Below are 18,191 nucleotides of genomic sequence, written 5' to 3'. Positions count from 1 at the left end.
GGACACTCGGAGGGCGACGCCGGACGGGACCCGCCCGCGGAGGGCGAGCCCAGAGACGGCGGCGCACACGGGTGTGCTCGCTCGCCGCGCACTGCCTCCCATCCGGACTTTAACCGTCGGTCCAGGAATTCCACCTGGTCAACCGGCCGCTGGAAGCGACCGGGTCGCGGACTGTAACCGCCGGTTCGGACTTTCACCGACCCCGGAGTGCGCTGCTACTGGTACAGAGCCAGTGTGCCACGCCTGATCGGCGCGACTGCGGACGAAGCGTGTGGAGTGGCTCACAGAACGTACCGCCCGCCGTGCCGTGCGCGGGCGTGGAGGTCCGGCGGCGGGCAAGGGCCGTCGTCACCGCCGCCGGACCGGTCTGCACGGAACTCAGACACTAAGAGGACTAGACCATGCAGGTCAACAGGTGCGTGGGGCATGCAAGTTCCGCCGCGCCGGGCCGAACGTCCGACGCGAGCTGTGGAGTTCGTATGGCGCCAGGCCGAATTCCGTACGGTGCCGGGCCGAATCCCGTACGGCGCCGGGCCGGCCTCCTTGCGGTGTCAGCGCGCCGGCGGGGCGAACAAGTCGTCCTGGGCGCGGTCGCGGGCGGTCACGAGCGCGCCACGCAGCACCGCCCGGCCGCCGAGCGCGCCCGCCCTCACGTCGGTGCGCAGCGGGGACATCCGCGCCACGCGCTCCGCCACGCGCGCGGCGAGCACCTCACCGCCGGCCTGCCCGATCTCGCCCCCGAGGACCACGCATCCGGGATCGAGGACGGCCACCACCGAGGCCACCCCGAGGGCGACGCGGTCGGCCAGGGCATCGAGGAAGTCCGAGGCCGCGGCAGGGTCCTCCGCAGCTGAGGCAGCCGCCCCCGTGGTCGCCCGTACCGCCGCCCGTACCAGTTCCGCGGCGACCGGCTCCGCACCCGCCCCCTCCGACCTGACCCCCTCCGGCCCGACCCGCTCCGCCAACAGCCCGTGCCGCGCGGCCAGTTCCGTCACCGCTGTCGCGCCGGCCAGGGAGTGGAAGCCGCCCGCGCAGTCCGTCGCCGAGGGGAGGCCGTCGGTGCCCGGTACGGGCAGGAAGCCGATCTCGCCGGTACCTCCGGAGGCACCGCGGCGCAGGGTTCCGTCCAGGACGACGGCCGCACCCGTGCCGTGGCCGAGCCACAGCAGGACGAACGTGTCCCGGCCCCGGGCGGCCCCGTCGCGCTGCTCGGCCAGCGCCGCGAGGTTGGTCTCGTTCTCGACGGTGACCCGGGCCCGCGGCAGCCGCTCCTGCAGCGCCGCCACCAGCCTGCGGTGCCACTCGGGCAGCCCCGTGGAGTCACGGAGTTCGCCGGTGACCGGGTCGATCAGCCCCGGCGCGCCGATGCCGACCGTGTGCAGCCGCTCCGCCCCCGCCTCCTTGACCACCCGTTCCACCAGACCGACCGCCTGCTCCAGCGCGGGCCCCGTGCCGGTGTCCCCGCCGATCGGCACGGACTCCGCGGCCAGCTCCCGGCCCAGCAGATCGGCGACGATCACGGACACACTCTCGGTGCGCACGTCGAGGGCGGCCAGGTGGGCGAGATCGGCGACGATGCCGTACAGCCGCGCGTTCGGCCCGCGCCGCTGCTCGCCGGACTCGCCGACCACGGTGATCAGGCCGGAGGCCGTCAGCCGTTCGACGAGGTCGGCGACGGTGGGCCGGGACAGACCGGTGAGCTGCTTCAACTGCCCTGCGGTCAGCGGTCCTTGCTGCTGAAGCAGCCGCAGGGCGAGCCGGTCGTTGATGGCCCTGGCGGTGCTCGGGGATGCGGGCATGCCGGGAATCCTCCCAGATCTGCGGGCTGCTGCCGTCCGTGATAGCCGCTATCTATCAGGCAGGTTCCCTGATAGTTTACGTCGGCGCGACGGCGCGAGGGGCAACGGCGGTCAGCCCGGGAGGGGCCGGACAATGAGTGCAGCGGTCTACGAACAGCTCGAGGTGCGGCGCGCCCGGTACGCCGTGGCGGCCGTCTTCGCCGTACACGGCGCCGTCACCGGCTCGTTCGCGACCCGCGTGCCGTGGATCCAGGACCACGTCGGGGTCAGCCCCGGACAGTTGGGGCTCGCGCTGGCCTTCCCGGCGCTCGGCGCGTCTCTCGCGATGCCGCTCGCGGGCGGCATCAGTCACCGCTTCGGCGCCCGCAACGCGCTGCGCGGCCTGATCGCCCTGTGGACGCTCGCCCTCGTCCTGCCCTCCCTCGCGCCGAACCTCCTGACCCTGTGCCTCGGCCTGTTCGTCTACGGCGCCACGGCGGGCATGGCGGACGTCGCGATGAACGCCCTCGGGGTGGAGGTCGAGAACCGGCTCGACCGCTCGATCATGTCCGGACTGCACGGCATGTGGAGCACGGGAGCCCTGGTCGGCTCGGCGGCCGGCACGGTCGCCGCGCACCTCGGCTCGGACGCGCGGCTGCACCATCTGCTGACGGCCGCCGTGCTGACCGTGCTGGGCGTGGCCGCCTGCACCTGGGTGCTGGACCTCCAGCCCGCCAAGGACGAGGAGCCGCCGCCGCGGTTCGCGCTGCCGCCCAAGTCGGCGCTGCTGATCGGCGCGATCGGGTTCTGCGCGGTGTTCGCGGAGGGCGCGAGCCTGGACTGGTCGGCGGTCTACCTGCGGCACCAGCTGGAGACCTCGGCCGGCCTCGCGGCGGCCTGCACCACGGGCTTCACCCTCACCATGGCGGTCGCGCGGATCGCGGGCGACCGGGTGGTGGACCGGTTCGGCGCCGTGCGCACGGTGCGGGCGAGCGGCGTGCTGGCGGTCGTGGGCGGCCTGCTCGTCGTCGCCGAGGGCCATCCGGTGGTGGCGATGACCGGGTTCGCGCTGATGGGCCTCGGTATCGCGGTCGTCGTACCGCTGTGCTTCGCCGCGGCCGGCCGCAGCGGCCCGAACCCCAGCCAGGCCATCGCCGGTGTCGCGACCATCACGTACACCTCCGGGCTGGTCGCCCCGAGCGCGATCGGCGGGCTGGCCCAGGCGACCAGCCTGGTGGTGTCCTTCGGCCTGGTGACCCTGCTGGCGTGCGGTCTGGTCGCCTTCGCGGGGGTGCTCAGGGCGGGCGACCGGGACCGGACGAAGGTCGGCCCCGCGAGCACCGCGGTTCCCGACCCGCGGCCCTGAGCGGCTTCTGAGCAGGGCCTGAGCGGCGTCTGAGCAGGGGCGGGTGGGTACGGGACCTCCGGGCACCCCCGACAATGGTGCGGACAAGCTCCACGTACAGAGAAAGCGAAATCCCACCATGAACCTCGGCGTGCGCTGGAAGCTGCACGGTGACGGGCGCACGCCCGCACCTGGAGCAGTGGTCCGGCCCGACGAACGGCTCTCGTGGCCTCGCACGGCAGGACTCGGCGCCCAGCACGTCGTGGCCATGTTCGGCGCCTCCTTCGTCGCCCCCGTGCTCATGGGTCTCGACCCCAACCTCGCGATCATGATGTCGGGCGCCGCGACCGTGATCTTCCTGCTCGCCACCCGCGGCCGGGTGCCCAGCTACCTGGGCTGCTCGCTCTCCTTCGTGGGCGTCGCCGCGGTCATCCGGGCGCAGGGCGGCACCAGCGCCACCGTGACCGGCGCGGTCTTCGTCGTCGGTGTCGCGCTGTTCCTGGTCGGCCTCGCCGTGCAGCGCTTCGGGGCGCGGATCATCCACGCCGCGATGCCGCCCATCGTCACCGGCGCGGTCGTCATGCTGATCGGCTTCAACCTCGCCCCGGTGACCGCCTCCACCTACTGGCCGCAGGACCAGTGGACGGCCCTGCTCGTGATGCTGTTCACCGGGCTGGCCGTCGTGTGCCTGCGCGGTTTCTGGTCCCGGATCGCGATCTTCCTCGGCCTGGTCTTCGGCTACGCCGCCTCCTGGGTCTTCGACCAGGTCTTCGGCAGGATCCACTCGGTCGACGCGAGCGGCAAGCTCACCGACCACTGGCGCCTGGACCTCTCGGGCGTGGGCAAGGCCGACTGGATCGGGCTGCCGTCCTTCCACGGGCCCAGCTTCCAGTGGTCGGCGATCCTGGTGGCACTGCCGGTCGTCATCGCCCTGGTCGCGGAGAACGCGGGGCATGTGAAGGCGGTCGGCGAGATGACCGGCGACCCGCTGGACGACAAGCTCGGCACCGCGATCTCGGCCGACGGTGTGGCCTCCATGCTGTCGACCGCGGTGGGCGGCCCGCCGAACACCACCTACTCCGAGAACATCGGCGTGATGGCCGCGACCCGCGTCTACTCGACGGCCGCGTACTGGGCCGCCGCGGGCTTCGCGCTGCTGTTCGGCCTCTGCCCCAAGTTCGGCGCGATCGTGGCCGCGATCCCGGGCGGCGTCCTCGGCGGCATCACCGTCATCCTGTACGGCATGATCGGCCTGCTCGGCGCGCAGATCTGGATCAACGCCAAGGTCGATCTGCGCAACCCGCTGAACCTGGTGCCGGCCGCGGCGGGCATCATCATCGGCGTCGGCAACGTCAGCCTGAAGTTCAGCGACACCTTCTCCCTCAGCGGCATCGCACTCGGCACCCTGGTCGTCATCACCGGCTACCACGCGCTGCGCGCGTTCGCGCCCGCCCACCTCAAGAAGCAGGAGCCGCTGCTGGACGAGGGCACGTCGTCGTACGGCGGGGAGGCTCAGGGCACCGGGCCGGCTTCGTAGGTCCCCCTCCGCCCGGCCTGCCTCGCACGCCCCCTCCGCCCCGTTCGCCGGCGGGCGCGTTCCCCCGTTCCGGGGAAGCGCCGGGCCCGTCGGCGCCCGGGCCGTCCCGGGCCTGGGACGCTGCCCCCATGGGGCAATCGGCACAACTCACCCATGGCCCGGACACAGTGGACGCGCTGGCCGCCACCATGCGCGACCTGGCCGCCGGGCTTCCCGAGCGCGACGGGGTCGCGGTCTTCCACCGTGTCTACCTCGCCGCCGCCGAGGCGGCCGGCCAGTGGCCCGCGACCACACTGGACACACCGCTCGCCGGGCGGTACCTCGCCGCCGTGGACGCGGCCACCGAAGGGCGGCGGCCGCCCGCCTGCTGGCGGCCGGTGTTCCAGTTCCGCCGCCACCCCGGAGTCCGGCCGGCTCAGTTCGCGCTGGCGGGCATCCACGCGCACATCGGCCACGACCTGGCCCTCGCCGTGGTGGACGCCTGCCGGGAGGCGCAGTGCGAACCGTCCGAACTGGAGGGCGAGTTCGACCGCTTGGGCGACTTCCTCCTGTCGCTGGAGGAGCGCGTCCGCGAGGACCTGACGCCCGGCCCCGAACTGCTCCGCATCACCGATCCGCTCACCCACCTGCTCGGCTCGTGGGACCTGGAGCGGGCCCGGGAGGCGAGCTGGTCCGCCGCGCGGGCGCTGTGGGCGCTGCGCCGACTGCCCGACGTGGCCGAGGAGTTCGCCCGGCGGCTGGACGACGCGGTCGGCTTCGACTGCCGCATGATGCTCACGCCGCTGCCGGACTGATCCGGACATCCGCCCGGCACCTTCACAGAACTCCCCCGCGATCACTGTACGTTGACCGTGGAACACGGACGATCACGAAGGAGCGCACCGTCATGGCGACCCGTCTGGGAATCGGTCTTCCGCAGAACCGGCAGTACGACCTCGGCAGGGACGTGCCCGACGTGGCACGCGCCGTGGAGCGCATCGGCTACGACAGCGTGTGGGTGTACGAGCGGGCCCTGTTCCCGGAACCCGCCACGCAGGGGCTGTACGGCATCGAGGGCGTGCCCTGGCCCGACTCGTACCGGCACGTGGCCGACCCGCTGGTCACGCTCACCCTGGCCGCGGCGGTCACCGAGCGGGTCCGGCTGGGCAGCAGCGTGCTGGTCGCGCCGCTGCACGTGCCGTTCCAGCTCGCCAGGTCCCTCGCCTCGCTGGACGCGGCCGGCGGCGGCCGGGTGATCGCCGGCTTCGGCACGGGCTGGTCCCTGGACGAGTACGCGGCGGCGGGGATCCGGCCGATCAAGGAGCGCGGCCGGGTGCTGGACGAGGTGATCGACGTCTGCCGGGCCGTGTGGGGGCCCGACCCGGTGCGCTACGACGGCCGTATCACGAAGATCGAGTCGGCCGTGGTGGGCCCCAAGCCGGCCCGGCCGATCCCGATCCTGCTGGCCGCGAGCACCCGCAGGGCCCGGGAGCGGCTCGTCGAGCATGCCGACGGCTGGCTGCCGGTGGCCATGGGCGCCGAGCAGGTCGCGAGCCAGTGGGACGCGCTGCGGGACCTGGCCGCCGAGCGGGGCCGGCAGCAGCCGATCCAGACGGTGCTGCGGGTGAACGCGGCGTACTCGGCGAAGGCGTACGACGGCACCGGCCGCCGGCCCTTCCAGGGCGACGCGGACCAGATCGTCGAGGACCTCCTCCCGTACGCGGCGATCGGCCTGGAGGAGATCCTCATCGACGTGCAGGGCCGCCTGCGGGACGCCGAGGAACTCAAGGACGTCGCGGCGGAGGTGTTCGAGAAGGCACGGGCGGCCGGGGTGTGACCGCCCTGGACTCCTGTCAGTCCTCCGGGAGTTCGACCGGAGCGATCTCGTCGTAGACGTCGCCGGGGCCGGGGTTGGCCGGGTCGGTGCCGCCGCCGAGGTGGTGCATGACGCCCCAGACCGCGTTCAGCGCGGTCTGCACGGCGCCCTCGGCCCACCCGGCCGTCCAGGAGATGTCGTCGCCGGCGAGGAAGACGCCCCGCTTGTCCTCGGGCAGCCGGTCCTGCATGAAGTGGGTGAACAGGCGCCGCTGGTAGCGGTAGTGACCGGGCAGGTTGGCCTTGAACGCACCCATGAAGTAGGGCTCGTTCTCCCAGGAGACGGTCACCGGGCTGCCGATGATGTGCTTGCGGATGTCGACGTTCGGATAGATCTCCGACAGCGACTTCAGCATGACCTCCATCCGCTCGTTCGCGGACAGCGGCAGCCACTTCAGGCTGTCGTCGCACCAGGTGTAGGAGAGGCAGATGACGGCGGGCCTGTCCGGGCCGTCGTCGAGCAGGTAGGTGCCGCGGGTCATGCGGTCGGTGAGCGTCATCGACATCACGTCCCGGCCGGTCGGCTCGCCCTTGTCGTCGACGGCCTTGTCCCGCCAGAACGGCCGGTCGACGGGCACGAAGAGCTTGCTGGACTCCATGTAGTGGGTGCGCTCGATCGCGGTCCAGTGGTCGATCGGGAAGAGCGCGTCGTCGCACTGGACCTTGGACAGCAGCATCCAGGACTGGGCGGTGAAGACGGCCGCCTTGTAGGTGCGGATGTCGCCGTTCGCGTCCGTCACCGTGATCCGGTTGTTCGCGGTGCGGTGCAGCCGGGTCACGGCGGGGCGCGGTTCGCCGTCCACGTGCAGGGACTTCAGCGACGTGCCGTAGGGCCAGTGCAGGATCTTCTCCGGCTCGCGCTCCCAGAGCCTGAGCGGCAGTTGCTGCGAGCCGCCCACGATGCCGCGGTGGTGGTCGTCGGCCTCGGTGTAGACGACGCGCAGGATCTCCAGGATGGAGTTGGGGAAGTCGGTGTCCCAGCCGCCGGTGCCGAAGCCGACCTGGCCGAAGATCTCGCGGTGCCGGAAGGACCTGAACGCCTCGGAGTCGCACAGGAAGCCGTAGAAGGTCTGGTTGTCGAGCTTCTCGACCAGCCGGGACCAGATCTCGCGGATGCGCGGCACGTCGCGCTCGCGCAGGGCACGGTTCATGTCGGAGAAGTCGGCGCCCTCCTCCAGGCACCTGTTCCAGGCGTCCGCCACGTCCCGGTAGACCTGCGGCAGGTCGTCGATGGTCTCGGCGTAGTGCGACTCGCCCTTGAGGTCGACGACGGTCGACGGGGTCGCCTCGGCCAGGGGGTTGGGGAACGGCTGTGTTTCGAGGCCCACCAGGTCGATGTAGTGCTGGAGGGCGGTCGAGGACGGCGGGAAGCGCATGGCGCCCATCTCGGCGGTCAGCGACTCGTCGCAGCCCTCGAAGCCGACGGTGCGCAGTCGGCCGCCGATCCGGTCGGCCTCGTAGACGACGGGCTTGAGGCCCATCTTCATCAGCTCGTAGGCGGCGATGATGCCGGAAAGGCCGCCACCGATGATCGCGACCTCGGTGCCGTGCTCGGTCGCGGGGACCTGGCCGAGGCCCGCCGGGTGGGCGAGGAAGTCGTCGTACGCGTACGGGAAGTCCGGGCCGAACATGGTGATCGGCGGCTGCTGCTCGTCGGCGTGCTCGACGGCGTTGGGCACCGTGGACGTCATGGGGTGCGGACTCCTTGCGCGAAAGAACTGGGGTGGGGAGTGAGGGGAGGTCCGGGGGTCAGACGAGGGACCCGTAGAGGCCGGGGCGGCGGCCCTCCAGATACGAGTTGGCCTCGCGGGAGGCGGCCAGGAAGGCGGGGTCGGCGTCCGCGAGGACCAGTTCCTCGGACCGGCCGGCGCGGGTGCGGGCCACCCCGTCGGGGCCGGCCAGGGCCGAGAGCCCGACGAACTCGAACTCGCCCTCGGTACCGACCCGGTTGACGTAGGCGACGTACATCTGGTTCTCGAAGGCGCGCACCGGGACCAGGGACTCGGCGACGAACTCGAACGGGTGCATGAGCGCCGTCGGGACGACGAGGAGGTCGGTGCCGGCCAGCGCGTGGGCGCGCACGTTCTCCGGGAACTCCACGTCGTAGCAGATGATCAGGCCGACGGTCAGTCCGTTCAACTCCGCCTGGACGACCGGCTGCTCGCCCGGCGTGAACTGGCCGTGCTCGAAGTCGCCGAACAGGTGGGTCTTGCGGTAGTTGGCGAGGCGGGTGCCGTCGGCGGAGATCAGCTGCACGGAGTTGTGGACCGTCTCGCCGTCCCGCTCCGGGTAGCCGTAGGCGACGGCCAGCCCGTGCCGGCGGGCCAGCTCCGCGACCGCGTCCGACGAGTCGCCGTCGGCGGGCTCGGCCAGGCGGCCGATGCCGTCGCCGATCGCGTACCCGGTCAGGAACAGCTCCGACGTCGCCAGCAGCCCGGCCCCCGCGGCGGCGGCCCGGCCGGCGGCGTCGTCGAGCACCTTGAGGTTCTCGGCGACGGAGCCGGGGCGGCCGGAGCTCTGGAGCAGGGCGGTGCGCATGGATGTTCCTCAGCGGTACGGGGCGTTCGGGGGTCGGTTAGACCGTACGTTCGGCCGTCTCCGGCGGACAAGCCGGAGCCGTTGCGCGCCGGTGAGCGATTCGTTGCGTACAACCCGGGAGGGGCGGCGATTCGTTGCGCCCCCGCGGGACGGGGTCGCGGCACAGGTCCCGCAGCCGCCCCGCGGCCTCCCTCAGCGGCTCCGGGCCGACCGCCCCCAGTGCTCGCTACGCGCCGGGCCGGCCTCGGTGGCCCCCTGGCACGCCGAAGGCGGTCACGACCGCCGCGTGGTCCGAGGGCCAGTCGTTGCCGGCCACGTCCGGCCAGGGACGCGGGGTGCCCCTGACGTACGTCCGGGAGTCGAGCACCCGCAGCCCTCGGTGCAACACGTAGTCGATGCGGTCCTGCGGCTCGGGCCGCCCGCTGCCGTCCTCGTGCACCGGGTGGATCGGTGACCAGGTGTGCCCCGGGTCGGAGGCCGGGTCCGGATGGGCCTGGCGGTAGGAGTCGCGCAGGCCCGCCTCCTCGGCCGCCTTCGTCACCGGCCAGGCGACGTCCGGCCGGTCCAGGTGGGAGGGGCAGTTGAAGTCGCCGACCAGGACGACCGGTACGGCCGGGTCGCCCTCCTCGTCGATCCGGCGCAGGGCGTCCCGCATCTGCGCCAGTCGCACCTCCTCGTGGGCGATCAGCCGGTCCGCCGCGAGCCCGTCGAAGGCCGACTCGTACGGGCCGTAGGGCGTGTAGTGCAGGTGGGCCGTCCAGACGTCGACCTCGCGGCCCGGCCCGAGCGCGATCCGGACCCCGGCGGCGCCGTAGAAGCCGACGTCCGGGTCGCCGAGGTGCGCGGTGATCGGGTGGCGGCTGATGACGCCGAGGTTCTCGCCGGCCCGGTGGTGGTACCAGCCGAGTTCCCCGGCGAGCTCCTGGGCCGCGGTGCCCCCGGTCTCCTGCAGGCCCACGACGTCCGCGCCGCACTCCAGGATCGCCTCGAGCTGCTTGGCCCGGTGGTCGTCGACCTTGCTCCCGCCGAGCCAGAGGTTCCAGCTCATCACCCGCAGTTCGCCGCTCACCATGGCGGACAGCTCCTCGGGGGTGACCCCGGTCAGGCTCTCGCGCAGCCTGCGTCCGGGTGCCGCGTCGATGGGGGCGAGTGACGGCACGGCGAGCACCGCGCACCCGGCCGCCTCGGCGGAGCTGACACCGGTCTGCGTGTCCTCGACGGCCACGCAGGCGGCGGGGTCGACACCCAGGGCGCGGCACGCGGCGAGGTAGGGGTCGGGGGCGGGCTTGGTGAGGTCGGTGTCGTCGGCGGTGACGGACACCGCCAGGCGCCCGGGGCCGAGGACGTCGAGCACGATGTCGGCGACGGTGCGGGGCGACGCGGTCACCAGGGCGGTGGGTACGCCCTCCCGGGCGAGGGCGTCGAGCAGGTCGAGGGCGCCGGGGCGGGGCACGGTGCCGGTGCGGACCCGGTCGGTGAACTCCCGGTGCAGTTCCCGGGCCACGTCCGCGGCCGGTGCGCCGGAGGCCGCGGCCAGCCAGCCCGCCGTGTGCTCGACGGGGCGGCCGAGCACCTCGGGCTGGTCCGCCTCGGTCAGGGGTCTGCCGGCGACGTGTTCCACCGCCTCCCACCACAGCCGCTCGGTGTCGACGAGCGTGCCGTCCATGTCGAACAGGACGGCCTGGAGAGGGAGCCGGGGGCAGGAGGTCACGTGGTTCTCTTTCACAGCGGGTTCTTCAGGACCGGTTCTTCACGACTGGCTGTCCCACGGCTGGGGCTTCACGACTTGTTCGGGCGTTCTGCCACAAGGACGGGCCGCTCGGGCAGCGACACGCTCACGGCGGTGCCGGGGGCGAGCCCGGCGGCTTCGTGCGCGGGCAGGTCGGCCTTCACCTCGGTGCCGTCCGCCAGCCGGACGGTGATCCGGACGGTCGCACCGAGGAAGGCAGTGGCGACCACCCGCGCGCCGCCGTCCTCGGCCGCCCGCACCTGGACGGCCTCGGGCCGCACGAGCACGTCCACCTCGCTCGCGGCGGGCGCCGCACCGTCGACCGGCAGCCGCTGCCCGAGCACCTCGACGCCGCCGTCGGACAGCCGGCCCGGGATCCGGCTCGTCGTGCCGACGAACTCGGCGACGAAGGCAGTGGCGGGACGGCCGTACAACTCGGCCGGAGGTGCGCACTGTTCGAGCCGCCCGGCGCGCATCACGGCTACCCGGTCGGCCATCGACAGGGCCTCCTCCTGGTCGTGCGTCACGAACAGGGTCGTGATGCCGAGCTCCTGCTGGAGCCTGCGGATCTCCTCGCGCAGGGTCAGCCGGACCTTGGCGTCGAGGGCCGACAGCGGCTCGTCGAGGAGCAGGACCCGGGGGCGCAGGGCGAGCGCGCGGGCCAGCGCGATCCGCTGCTGCTGTCCGCCGGAGAGCTCGTGCGGGAATCGGTCGCCCTTGTCGGCGAGGCCGACCAGCTCCAGCAACTCGGCGGCACGGGACCGGCGTTCGGCCGTACGCACCTTGCGCATCCGCAGTCCGAAGGCGACGTTGTCGCGGGCGCTCAGGTGCGGGAAGAGGCTGTACGACTGGAAGACCATCCCGGCGTCGCGGCGATGGGCCGGGACCCGGGTGACGTCGGCGCCGTCCACCAGCACCTCACCGGAGTCGGGGTGTTCGAACCCGGCGAGCATGCGCAGCGCGGTGGTCTTGCCGCAGCCGGAGGGCCCGAGCAGCGCCAGGAGCTCCCCCGGCCGCACGGTCAGGTCGAGTCCGTCGAGGGCGACGGTGGCGCCGAACTCCCGGCGCAGTCCGCGGAATTCGACGGTGGCGGCCTGCGTCGTGGCGGTCTTCTCAAGAGTGGTGGCGGTCATGGTTCATCCCCGGGACGAAGCGGTTCGGGTGCGTCCGCCGGCACCGGCGAGCGCGAGGAGCAGTGCCCAGGTCACGAGGAGACTGAGCACGGAGACGGCGACGGACATCTGGGCCTGCGAGCCGCCGATGCTGAAGATCCACACGGCGAAGGGCCGGAAACCCAGCAGCTGGGCGACGGTGAACTCGCCGAGGACCAGGGCCAGGGTGAGGAAGGCGGCGTTCAGCAGCGCACCGCGCAGATTGGGCAGCACGGACCGGATCAGTGCCTGCGGCCAGGAGGCCCCGCAGCTGCGGGCGGCCTCGACGAGGGTCCGCACGTCGATCGCGCGGAGCCCGGAGTCCAGGGCCCGGTACACGAAGGGCAGCGCCAGAACGACGTAGGCGAGGACGAGCACGACGGGGAAGTCCGGGTCCTGCAGGGCCACGAACGTCTGGAACAGCGGGGTGCGGGACAGGTGCTCGGGTCCCCACTTCAGCACGGTCGCGATCCCCGCGACGTACGCGATCGGCGGCACGACCAGCGGCAGCAGGCACACCACTTCGACGACGGGCCGCAGCCGGGGCGCGCCGAGCCGGAGCGCGACCATGGCGGGGACCATCAGCAGCAGAACGGCGGCGATGGTGGCGGCGGCCAGCTCCAGCGACAGCAGCAGGCTGGAGACGAAGCCCTCGGTGGAGACGATCCGCGTGTAGGCGTCGAAGGTGACGCCCCGGCCCGGTACGTCGACCGTGAACACCACGGACGCGGCAAGCGGGATCAGGAAGTACAGCGCGGCGAGACCGAGGACGGCCCACCGCCATGGGTTCAGGCGAGCCATCGGGCGCTCCGGCGTTGCAGGGGCAGGTACACGGCCATGACCAGGCCCGCGACCAGGACCATGTCGAGGCTGAGGGCGAGGGCCACGTGCTCCTGGCCGACCAGCACGTTGCCGGAGAGGGCGTCGGCGATCTGCAGGGTGACCAGCGGCACCGAGCTGCCGACCATGGCGGCCGCGGTGGCGTAGGCGGCGAAGGCGCTGCCGAAGAGCAGGACCAGCCCGCCGAGCAGGGACGGCGCGAGGACGGGCAGGGCGACGTGCCGCCAGTACTGCACGGCGGTGGCGCCGTTGTTCTGCGCCGCCTCCCGCCACTGGGAGCGCAGGCCGTCCAGCGCGGGGGTGATGGTGAGCACCATCAGCGGGATCAGGAAGTACAGGTAGACGATCACCAGGCCCCAGAAGCTGTACAGGTCCCAGCCCTTCTCGGTCAGGCCGAGGTGCCGGGTCAGGACACCGGCGTTGCCGAGGGTGGCGACGAAGGCGAACGCCAGCGGGACGCCGCCGAAGTTGGCGAGCACTCCGGAGGCGGTGAGCACGGCCTCGCGCAGCACAGGGGAGCGGGAGGTCACGACCGCCTGCGCCAGCGGCAGTCCGAGCAGGGCCGCGAGCCCGGCGGCGACGGCGGACAGCTTGACGCTGCCGAGCAGGGCGGTCAGGTAGGCGCCGTGCAGGGAGGTCGTCAGGTTGGCCGCGGTGTGGGACTCGGCGCCCGTCGCCGGGTCCTGGACGGTGAACGCGCCGTTCAGCATCGCCAGGGCGGGCAGTCCGAAGGCGAGCGTGGTGAAGGCGAGCAGCGGGACGACGGCGAGCCATCCCGGGGCGCGGCGCCGCCGCTTCACCGAAGCGGCGGGCGCCACGTCCGCCCGCGTGAGGGCGGTGGTCATCCGGAGACGGCCTTCCCCCAGCCCTGCCCGAGGACGTCCTTGGCCTTGGCCTGCTGCGCCTCGGACGGGAAGGTGGGCGTGCCGTCGACTTCCGGCAGCTTGACGGCGGCGGCCTGGTCGAGGGTGCCGGCCTTCTCCATGGCGGGCATCAGGGCCGGACGGGCGTAGCCCTTGAGCCACAGGTTCTGGCCCTCGGCGCTGTAGAGGTACTCCTGCCACAGCCGCGCGGCGGCCGGGTGCGAGGCGTCCTTGTTGATGGCCTGGGAGTAGTACTGGGCGTACCGGCCGTCGGTGGGGATGACCACCTTCCAGTCCACACCCTTGGCCTTGAACTCGTCGGCGTACCCGGCGTTGAGGTAGTCCCAGTCGATGCTGATCGGCGTCTCGCCCTGCTCGACGGTGGCGGGGGTGGACTCGACGGGGGTGAAGTTGCCGTTCTTCTTCAGCTTGCCGAAGAAGTCGATGCCGGGCTGGATGTCGTCGAAGGAGCCGCCGGCGGCGAGGGCGGCCGCGTAGACGCCGCCGAAGGCCGCGCCGGCCTTGGTCGGGTTGCCGTTGAGGGCGACCTGACCCTTGTACTCCGGCTTGAGCAGGTCCTTGAAGGTGGTCGGGCACTCCTTGACCCGCTTGGCGTCGCAGCCGATGGAGACATAGCCGCCGTAGTCGTTGTACCAGCGGGCTTGCGGATCCTTCTGACCGGCCGGGATGTCGTCGAACGCGACCACCTTGTACGGGGCGAGCAGGCCCTGCGCGGCGGCGCTGAGTGCGAAGGAACTGCCGAGGTCCAGCACGTCCGGGGCGCGATCCTGGCCCTTGCGGGAGGTGACGGCGTTGATCTCGTCCTGGCTGGAGCCGTCCGGGTTCTCGACCTCGATCTTGATGCCGTACTTCTTCTCGAAGCCGTCGATCAGGGCGCCGTAGTTGGCCCAGTCGCGGGGCAGCGCGATGGCGTGCAGCCTGCCCTCCTTCTTGGCCGCCGCGACCAGCGCGTCCATCCCGCCGAGGTCGGCGGCGGAGGTGGCGGTGGCGGCGCTCTTGCCGTCGGCGGTCGCCGACGCCTTGTCGGGGGCGGCGCCACAGGCGCTCAGGGCGAGCGCGGCGACGACGGCGAGGGAGCCGCCCAGGAGGGCTGTTCTCGGCAAGGACACGGTCACGGTCTCTCCAGGGGTGCGCACGAGGGGTGAGGCAGAGCGGAGAACTTGTCTGAACAAGTTGGCCTCAGTACGCCCGTCGATGATGTCCTGTAAGTGAACGCCGACGAAACCTCGAAGGCCTTTCACCTGCACAGTTTCGTCCGGCCGGATCGACGCTGAAACTCGATTAGGCTGCCTACGCTGTGCACAGCTGTCGACTCAGAGGGGAAGCATGACGGCACGACACGAGGAGATCGCCGACGCCCTGCGGCGGGCCATCGACCGCGAGGAGTACACCGTCGGCAGCCGGCTGCCGACCGAGACGGCCCTGGCCGCCCAGTACGGCGTCGCACGCGGTACGGTCCGCCAGGCCGTCGCGGCCCTCACCGCCGAGGGGCTGATCGGCTCCCGGCAGGGTGCCCGCCGGGTCGTGCTGGCCAGCCGTCGCAGCCAGAGCTTCGCCGAGCTGCGCAGCTTCGCCCAGTGGGCCCGCGCCATGGGGCGGGAGGCGACGGGGCACGTGGTGGCCCAGGAGTACCGCCCGGCAACCCAGGAGGACGCCGTCCGGCTGCAACTGGACGAGGGCACACCGGTGTTGCACGTTCTGCGGGTACGCGGACTGGACGGCGAGCCGGTCCTGGTGGAGCGGACCGTGTACGCCGACTGGGTCGCCCCCGCCGTCGAGGCGATCGAGCCGGACTGCGCGTCCGTCACCCAACGGCTCTACGAGGACACCGGCCTGGTCTTCGCCTATGGCGAACACCTCATCGACGCGGTCGCGGCGGGCGCCCAGGACGCCGAACTGCTCGGCATCCGCCGCACGAGCCCGCTGCTGCGGGTCCGCCGGGTGACGACGACCCGTGAGGGGCGCCCCGTGGAGTGGTCGGACGACCGCTACCGTCCGGACGCGGTGAGCTTCAGCGTGCACAATTCGATAGGGAACAACGCCTTGGCACGCAAGACGGCCGGCTGAAGGGGGCCTTCATGGACGCCGCCGGAATCACCTCGCTGCCCTACGTCGACGAGCACACGACCGTCGTCGCGGCGGACACCGACGCCGTGTGGCGCGGGCTCGGCGCCGCGCTGGAGGGATCGTTCCGCGGTCCCGGTGCGGCCCGCTACGCCCGCCTGGTCGGGTGCGCCGACCGCGCGGCGTCCGGACCGCGCCCCTTCGCGGAGGGCTCGACTCTCCCCGGGTTCCGGGTGGTCACCGCCGACCCGGGCCGGGAACTGGTGCTCACCGGGCGCCATCGCTTCTCGTCGTACGCGCTGACGTTCCGCCTCGAACCAGCCGGTCCCGGGCGTTCGCGGCTGCGCGCCGAGACCCGGGCCGCCTTCCCCGGCCCGGCCGGCGGCCTCTACCGGCGGCTGGTGATCGCCACGGGCGGGCACGCGATGGGCATGCGGCGCCTGCTGTCGGCGATCGACCGCAGGTCGACGACACGCTGCCGTCCGTGACCCTAGCCCGGCGCGCCGGAGGAGAAGCGTCGCAGCAGGGGTGAGAGCACCAGCACCGACTTCGTCCGTTCCACGAACGGCTCGCCGGCGATCCGCTCCAGGACCCGCTCGAAGTGCCGCATGTCGGCGGCGAAGACCTGGACGATCGCGTCCGCCTCACCGGTGACGGTGGAGGCGGACACGACCTCCTGGTAGCGCTCCAGGCCGCGCTGGATGGTCTCCGGCGAGGTGTGGCGCCGGCAGTAGATCTCGACGAACCCCTCGGTCTCCCAGCCGAGCGCGGCCGGATCCACCCGCACGGTGAAACCCGTGATGGCCCCGGTGGCGCGCAGTCGGTCCACGCGCCGCTTCACTGCGGGCGCGGACAGGCCGACCAGTTGCCCGATGTCCGCGTAGGAGCGGCGGGCGTCCTCGGCGAGGGCGTGCACGATGCGTTCGTCGAGATCGTTCAGCACTGTGGGTGGATCTTTTCTCGGGACTCGGCGGCTCAGTTCCAGCTGGCGTGCAGCGGCTTGCCCTCGGCGTAGCCTGCCGCGCTCTGGATGCCGACGATGGCCTTGTCGGCGAACTCCTCCAGGGAGCCGGCCCCGGCGTAGGTGCACGAGGAGCGGACGCCCGCGATGATCGAGTCGATCAGGTCCTCGACGCCCGGCATGACCGGGTCGAGGAACATCCGGGAGGTGGAGATGCCCTCCTCGAACAGCGCCTTGCGGGCGCGGTCGTACGCCGACTCCTCGGAGGTGCGGTTGCGCACCGCGCGCGCGGAGGCCATGCCGAACGACTCCTTGTAGGGGCGGCCGTTGGCGTCGTGCTGGAGGTCGCCGGGCGACTCGTAGGTGCCGGCGAACCAGGAGCCGACCATCACGTTGGACGCACCGGCCGCGAGCGCCATCGCCACGTCGCGCGGGTGGCGGACACCGCCGTCGGCCCACACGTGCTTGCCGTACTTCCTCGCCTCGGCCGCGCACTCCAGGACCGCGGAGAACTGCGGGCGGCCCACGCCGGTCATCATGCGGGTGGTGCACATGGCGCCCGGACCCACACCGACCTTGACGATGTCGGCGCCCGCCTCGATCAGGTCCCTGACGCCCTCGGCGGAGACGATGTTGCCGGCGACGACCGGCACCCGCGGGTCGAGGTCGCGCACCAGCTTGACGGCGCTGATCATCGACTCCTGGTGGCCGTGCGCGGTGTCGATGACGAGGGTGTCGACGCCCACGTCGAGCAGCTGCTCGGCCTTGCCGGCCACGTCGCCGTTGATGCCCACGGCGGCGGCGATGCGCAGCTTCCCCCGGGCGTCGGTGGCCGGGGTGTACAGCGTGGCGCGCAGGGCGCCCTTGCGGGTGAGGATGCCGGCGAGCCTGCCGTCCTCGTCCACGGCGGGCGCGTAGCGGCGGTTGGCCCCGTCCAGGGTGTTGAACGCCTCGCGCGGGTCGATGTCCGCGTCCAGCAGGAGCAGGTCCTTGCTCATGACCACTTCGAGCTGGGTGAAGCGGTCGACGCCGGTCAGGTCCCGGTCGGTGACCACGCCAACCGGCCGGTGCTGCTCGTCGACGACGACGCCGGCGTTGTGCGCGCGCTTGGGCAGCAGGGCCAGGGCGTCGGCGACGGTCTGGTGCGGGGCCAGCACGATCGGGGTGTCCAGGACCAGGTGGCGGCTCTTGACCCAGGAGATCACGTCGGTGACGACGTCGATCGGGATGTCCTGCGGGATGACCACCAGTCCGCCGCGGCGGGCCACGGTCTCGGCCATGCGGCGCCCGGCGATCGCGGTCATGTTGGCGACGACGAGCGGAATGGTGGTGCCCGTGCCGTCCGGAGAGCTGAGGTCCACGCCCTGACGGGAACCGACCGCGCTGCGGCTCGGCACCATGAAGACGTCGTCGTACGTCAGGTCGTACGCGGGCTGGATGTCATTGAGGAAACGCACGTGCCGCACATCCCAGTCGATCAGAGGTGACCCCCGGACAGGTCCGTCAGGGG

General features: G+C 72.4%; 16 protein-coding genes and 1 riboswitch. Of the genes, 6 read left to right on the top strand and 10 right to left on the bottom strand.

The genetic code is table 11. From position 1 onward, the window contains the following. Positions 1 to 84: 84 nt before the first annotated feature. Positions 85 to 215: riboswitch (FMN riboswitch) on the bottom strand. A 336-nt stretch (positions 216 to 551) separates the two neighbouring features. After that, positions 552 to 1,799, bottom strand: a complete 1,248-nt coding sequence (locus ABZ818_RS22190) for an ROK family transcriptional regulator (RefSeq protein ID WP_361417116.1) — start codon at positions 1,797 to 1,799, stop codon at positions 552 to 554. Positions 1,800 to 1,932: 133 nt separating this feature from the next. On the opposite strand from ABZ818_RS22190, the gene ABZ818_RS22185 reads away from it, so the two are divergent. The 4 genes from ABZ818_RS22185 (at position 1,933) to ABZ818_RS22170 (ending at position 6,476) form a co-directional block, all read left to right on the top strand. Continuing rightward, complete coding sequence (locus ABZ818_RS22185; protein WP_361417113.1) at positions 1,933 to 3,144, top strand: MFS transporter; 1,212 nt, start codon at positions 1,933 to 1,935, stop codon at positions 3,142 to 3,144. Between the two features lie 118 nt (positions 3,145 to 3,262). After that, a complete protein-coding gene (locus ABZ818_RS22180; RefSeq protein ID WP_361417110.1) occupies positions 3,263 to 4,660 on the top strand; it encodes a solute carrier family 23 protein in 1,398 nt (465 codons plus the stop codon). Between the two features lie 128 nt (positions 4,661 to 4,788). Next, positions 4,789 to 5,454, top strand: a complete 666-nt coding sequence (locus ABZ818_RS22175; protein WP_361417107.1) for a DUF5995 family protein — start codon at positions 4,789 to 4,791, stop codon at positions 5,452 to 5,454. Between the two features lie 92 nt (positions 5,455 to 5,546). Further along, positions 5,547 to 6,476 (top strand): LLM class F420-dependent oxidoreductase, encoded by a 930-nt coding sequence (locus tag ABZ818_RS22170; RefSeq protein ID WP_361417104.1) that lies wholly within the window; start codon positions 5,547 to 5,549, stop codon positions 6,474 to 6,476. A 16-nt stretch (positions 6,477 to 6,492) separates the two neighbouring features. On the opposite strand, the gene ABZ818_RS22165 is transcribed toward ABZ818_RS22170, so the two are convergent. From ABZ818_RS22165 to ABZ818_RS22135, 7 genes are all read right to left on the bottom strand, one after another. Beyond that, positions 6,493 to 8,205, bottom strand: coding sequence for an NAD(P)/FAD-dependent oxidoreductase (locus ABZ818_RS22165; protein WP_361417101.1), 1,713 nt, complete (start codon positions 8,203 to 8,205; stop codon positions 6,493 to 6,495). 58 nt (positions 8,206 to 8,263) lie between these two features. Further along, positions 8,264 to 9,052 (bottom strand): carbon-nitrogen hydrolase family protein, encoded by a 789-nt coding sequence (locus ABZ818_RS22160; protein ID WP_361417098.1) that lies wholly within the window; start codon positions 9,050 to 9,052, stop codon positions 8,264 to 8,266. Positions 9,053 to 9,278: 226 nt separating this feature from the next. Next, positions 9,279 to 10,763 (bottom strand): HAD-IA family hydrolase, encoded by a 1,485-nt coding sequence (locus ABZ818_RS22155; protein ID WP_361417095.1) that lies wholly within the window; start codon positions 10,761 to 10,763, stop codon positions 9,279 to 9,281. A 68-nt stretch (positions 10,764 to 10,831) separates the two neighbouring features. Continuing rightward, positions 10,832 to 11,914 carry an ABC transporter ATP-binding protein gene (locus ABZ818_RS22150; protein ID WP_361417092.1) on the bottom strand — a complete coding sequence of 361 codons (1,083 nt, stop codon included), beginning with the start codon at positions 11,912 to 11,914 and terminating at the stop codon, positions 10,832 to 10,834. A 3-nt stretch (positions 11,915 to 11,917) separates the two neighbouring features. Further along, complete coding sequence (locus tag ABZ818_RS22145) at positions 11,918 to 12,733, bottom strand: ABC transporter permease subunit (RefSeq protein ID WP_361417089.1); 816 nt, start codon at positions 12,731 to 12,733, stop codon at positions 11,918 to 11,920. After that, positions 12,721 to 13,617 (bottom strand): ABC transporter permease subunit, encoded by an 897-nt coding sequence (locus tag ABZ818_RS22140; protein WP_361417086.1) that lies wholly within the window; start codon positions 13,615 to 13,617, stop codon positions 12,721 to 12,723. Before ABZ818_RS22140 ends, ABZ818_RS22145 begins: the two co-directional genes overlap by 13 nt. Next, a complete protein-coding gene (locus ABZ818_RS22135) occupies positions 13,614 to 14,771 on the bottom strand; it encodes an extracellular solute-binding protein (protein WP_361417083.1) in 1,158 nt (385 codons plus the stop codon). The genes ABZ818_RS22140 and ABZ818_RS22135 overlap by 4 nt, the downstream gene beginning before the upstream one ends. Positions 14,772 to 14,982: 211 nt before the next feature. Between ABZ818_RS22135 and ABZ818_RS22130 the strand changes: the two genes are divergently transcribed. Together ABZ818_RS22130 and ABZ818_RS22125 are read left to right on the top strand one after the other, a co-directional pair. Then, positions 14,983 to 15,723 (top strand): GntR family transcriptional regulator, encoded by a 741-nt coding sequence (locus ABZ818_RS22130; RefSeq protein ID WP_361417080.1) that lies wholly within the window; start codon positions 14,983 to 14,985, stop codon positions 15,721 to 15,723. Between the two features lie 11 nt (positions 15,724 to 15,734). After that, positions 15,735 to 16,208, top strand: a complete 474-nt coding sequence (locus tag ABZ818_RS22125; protein ID WP_361417077.1) for a hypothetical protein — start codon at positions 15,735 to 15,737, stop codon at positions 16,206 to 16,208. 2 nt (positions 16,209 to 16,210) lie between these two features. On the opposite strand, the gene ABZ818_RS22120 is transcribed toward ABZ818_RS22125, so the two are convergent. Beyond that, positions 16,211 to 16,663 (bottom strand): Lrp/AsnC family transcriptional regulator, encoded by a 453-nt coding sequence (locus ABZ818_RS22120; protein WP_141362818.1) that lies wholly within the window; start codon positions 16,661 to 16,663, stop codon positions 16,211 to 16,213. Between the two features lie 32 nt (positions 16,664 to 16,695). Then, entirely contained in the window at positions 16,696 to 18,138 is a 1,443-nt protein-coding gene (locus ABZ818_RS22115) for a GuaB1 family IMP dehydrogenase-related protein (RefSeq protein ID WP_361417074.1), read from the bottom strand. Between the last annotated feature and the right edge of the window lie 53 nt (positions 18,139 to 18,191).

It is taken from the genome of Streptomyces sp. NPDC047453 (assembly GCF_040643155.1).
Taxonomy (GTDB): domain Bacteria; phylum Actinomycetota; class Actinomycetes; order Streptomycetales; family Streptomycetaceae; genus Streptomyces.
This window is presented reverse-complemented; position numbering and strand designations above follow the sequence as displayed.

Bases quoted from the DNA above. Each gene is read 5' to 3' on its own strand.
- ABZ818_RS22165 (WP_361417101.1), bottom strand. From the start codon at position 8,205: ATGACGTCCACGGTGCCCAACGCCGTCGAGCACGCCGACGAGCAGCAG.
- ABZ818_RS22140 (WP_361417086.1), bottom strand. From the start codon at position 13,617: ATGACCACCGCCCTCACGCGGGCGGACGTGGCGCCCGCCGCTTCGGTG.
- ABZ818_RS22190 (WP_361417116.1), bottom strand. From the start codon at position 1,799: ATGCCCGCATCCCCGAGCACCGCCAGGGCCATCAACGACCGGCTCGCC.
- ABZ818_RS22145 (WP_361417089.1), bottom strand. From the start codon at position 12,733: ATGGCTCGCCTGAACCCATGGCGGTGGGCCGTCCTCGGTCTCGCCGCG.
- ABZ818_RS22130 (WP_361417080.1), top strand. From the start codon at position 14,983: ATGACGGCACGACACGAGGAGATCGCCGACGCCCTGCGGCGGGCCATC.
- ABZ818_RS22170 (WP_361417104.1), top strand. From the start codon at position 5,547: ATGGCGACCCGTCTGGGAATCGGTCTTCCGCAGAACCGGCAGTACGAC.
- ABZ818_RS22180 (WP_361417110.1), top strand. From the start codon at position 3,263: ATGAACCTCGGCGTGCGCTGGAAGCTGCACGGTGACGGGCGCACGCCC.
- ABZ818_RS22125 (WP_361417077.1), top strand. From the start codon at position 15,735: ATGGACGCCGCCGGAATCACCTCGCTGCCCTACGTCGACGAGCACACG.
- ABZ818_RS22185 (WP_361417113.1), top strand. From the start codon at position 1,933: ATGAGTGCAGCGGTCTACGAACAGCTCGAGGTGCGGCGCGCCCGGTAC.
- ABZ818_RS22160 (WP_361417098.1), bottom strand. From the start codon at position 9,052: ATGCGCACCGCCCTGCTCCAGAGCTCCGGCCGCCCCGGCTCCGTCGCC.
- ABZ818_RS22175 (WP_361417107.1), top strand. From the start codon at position 4,789: ATGGGGCAATCGGCACAACTCACCCATGGCCCGGACACAGTGGACGCG.
- ABZ818_RS22150 (WP_361417092.1), bottom strand. From the start codon at position 11,914: ATGACCGCCACCACTCTTGAGAAGACCGCCACGACGCAGGCCGCCACC.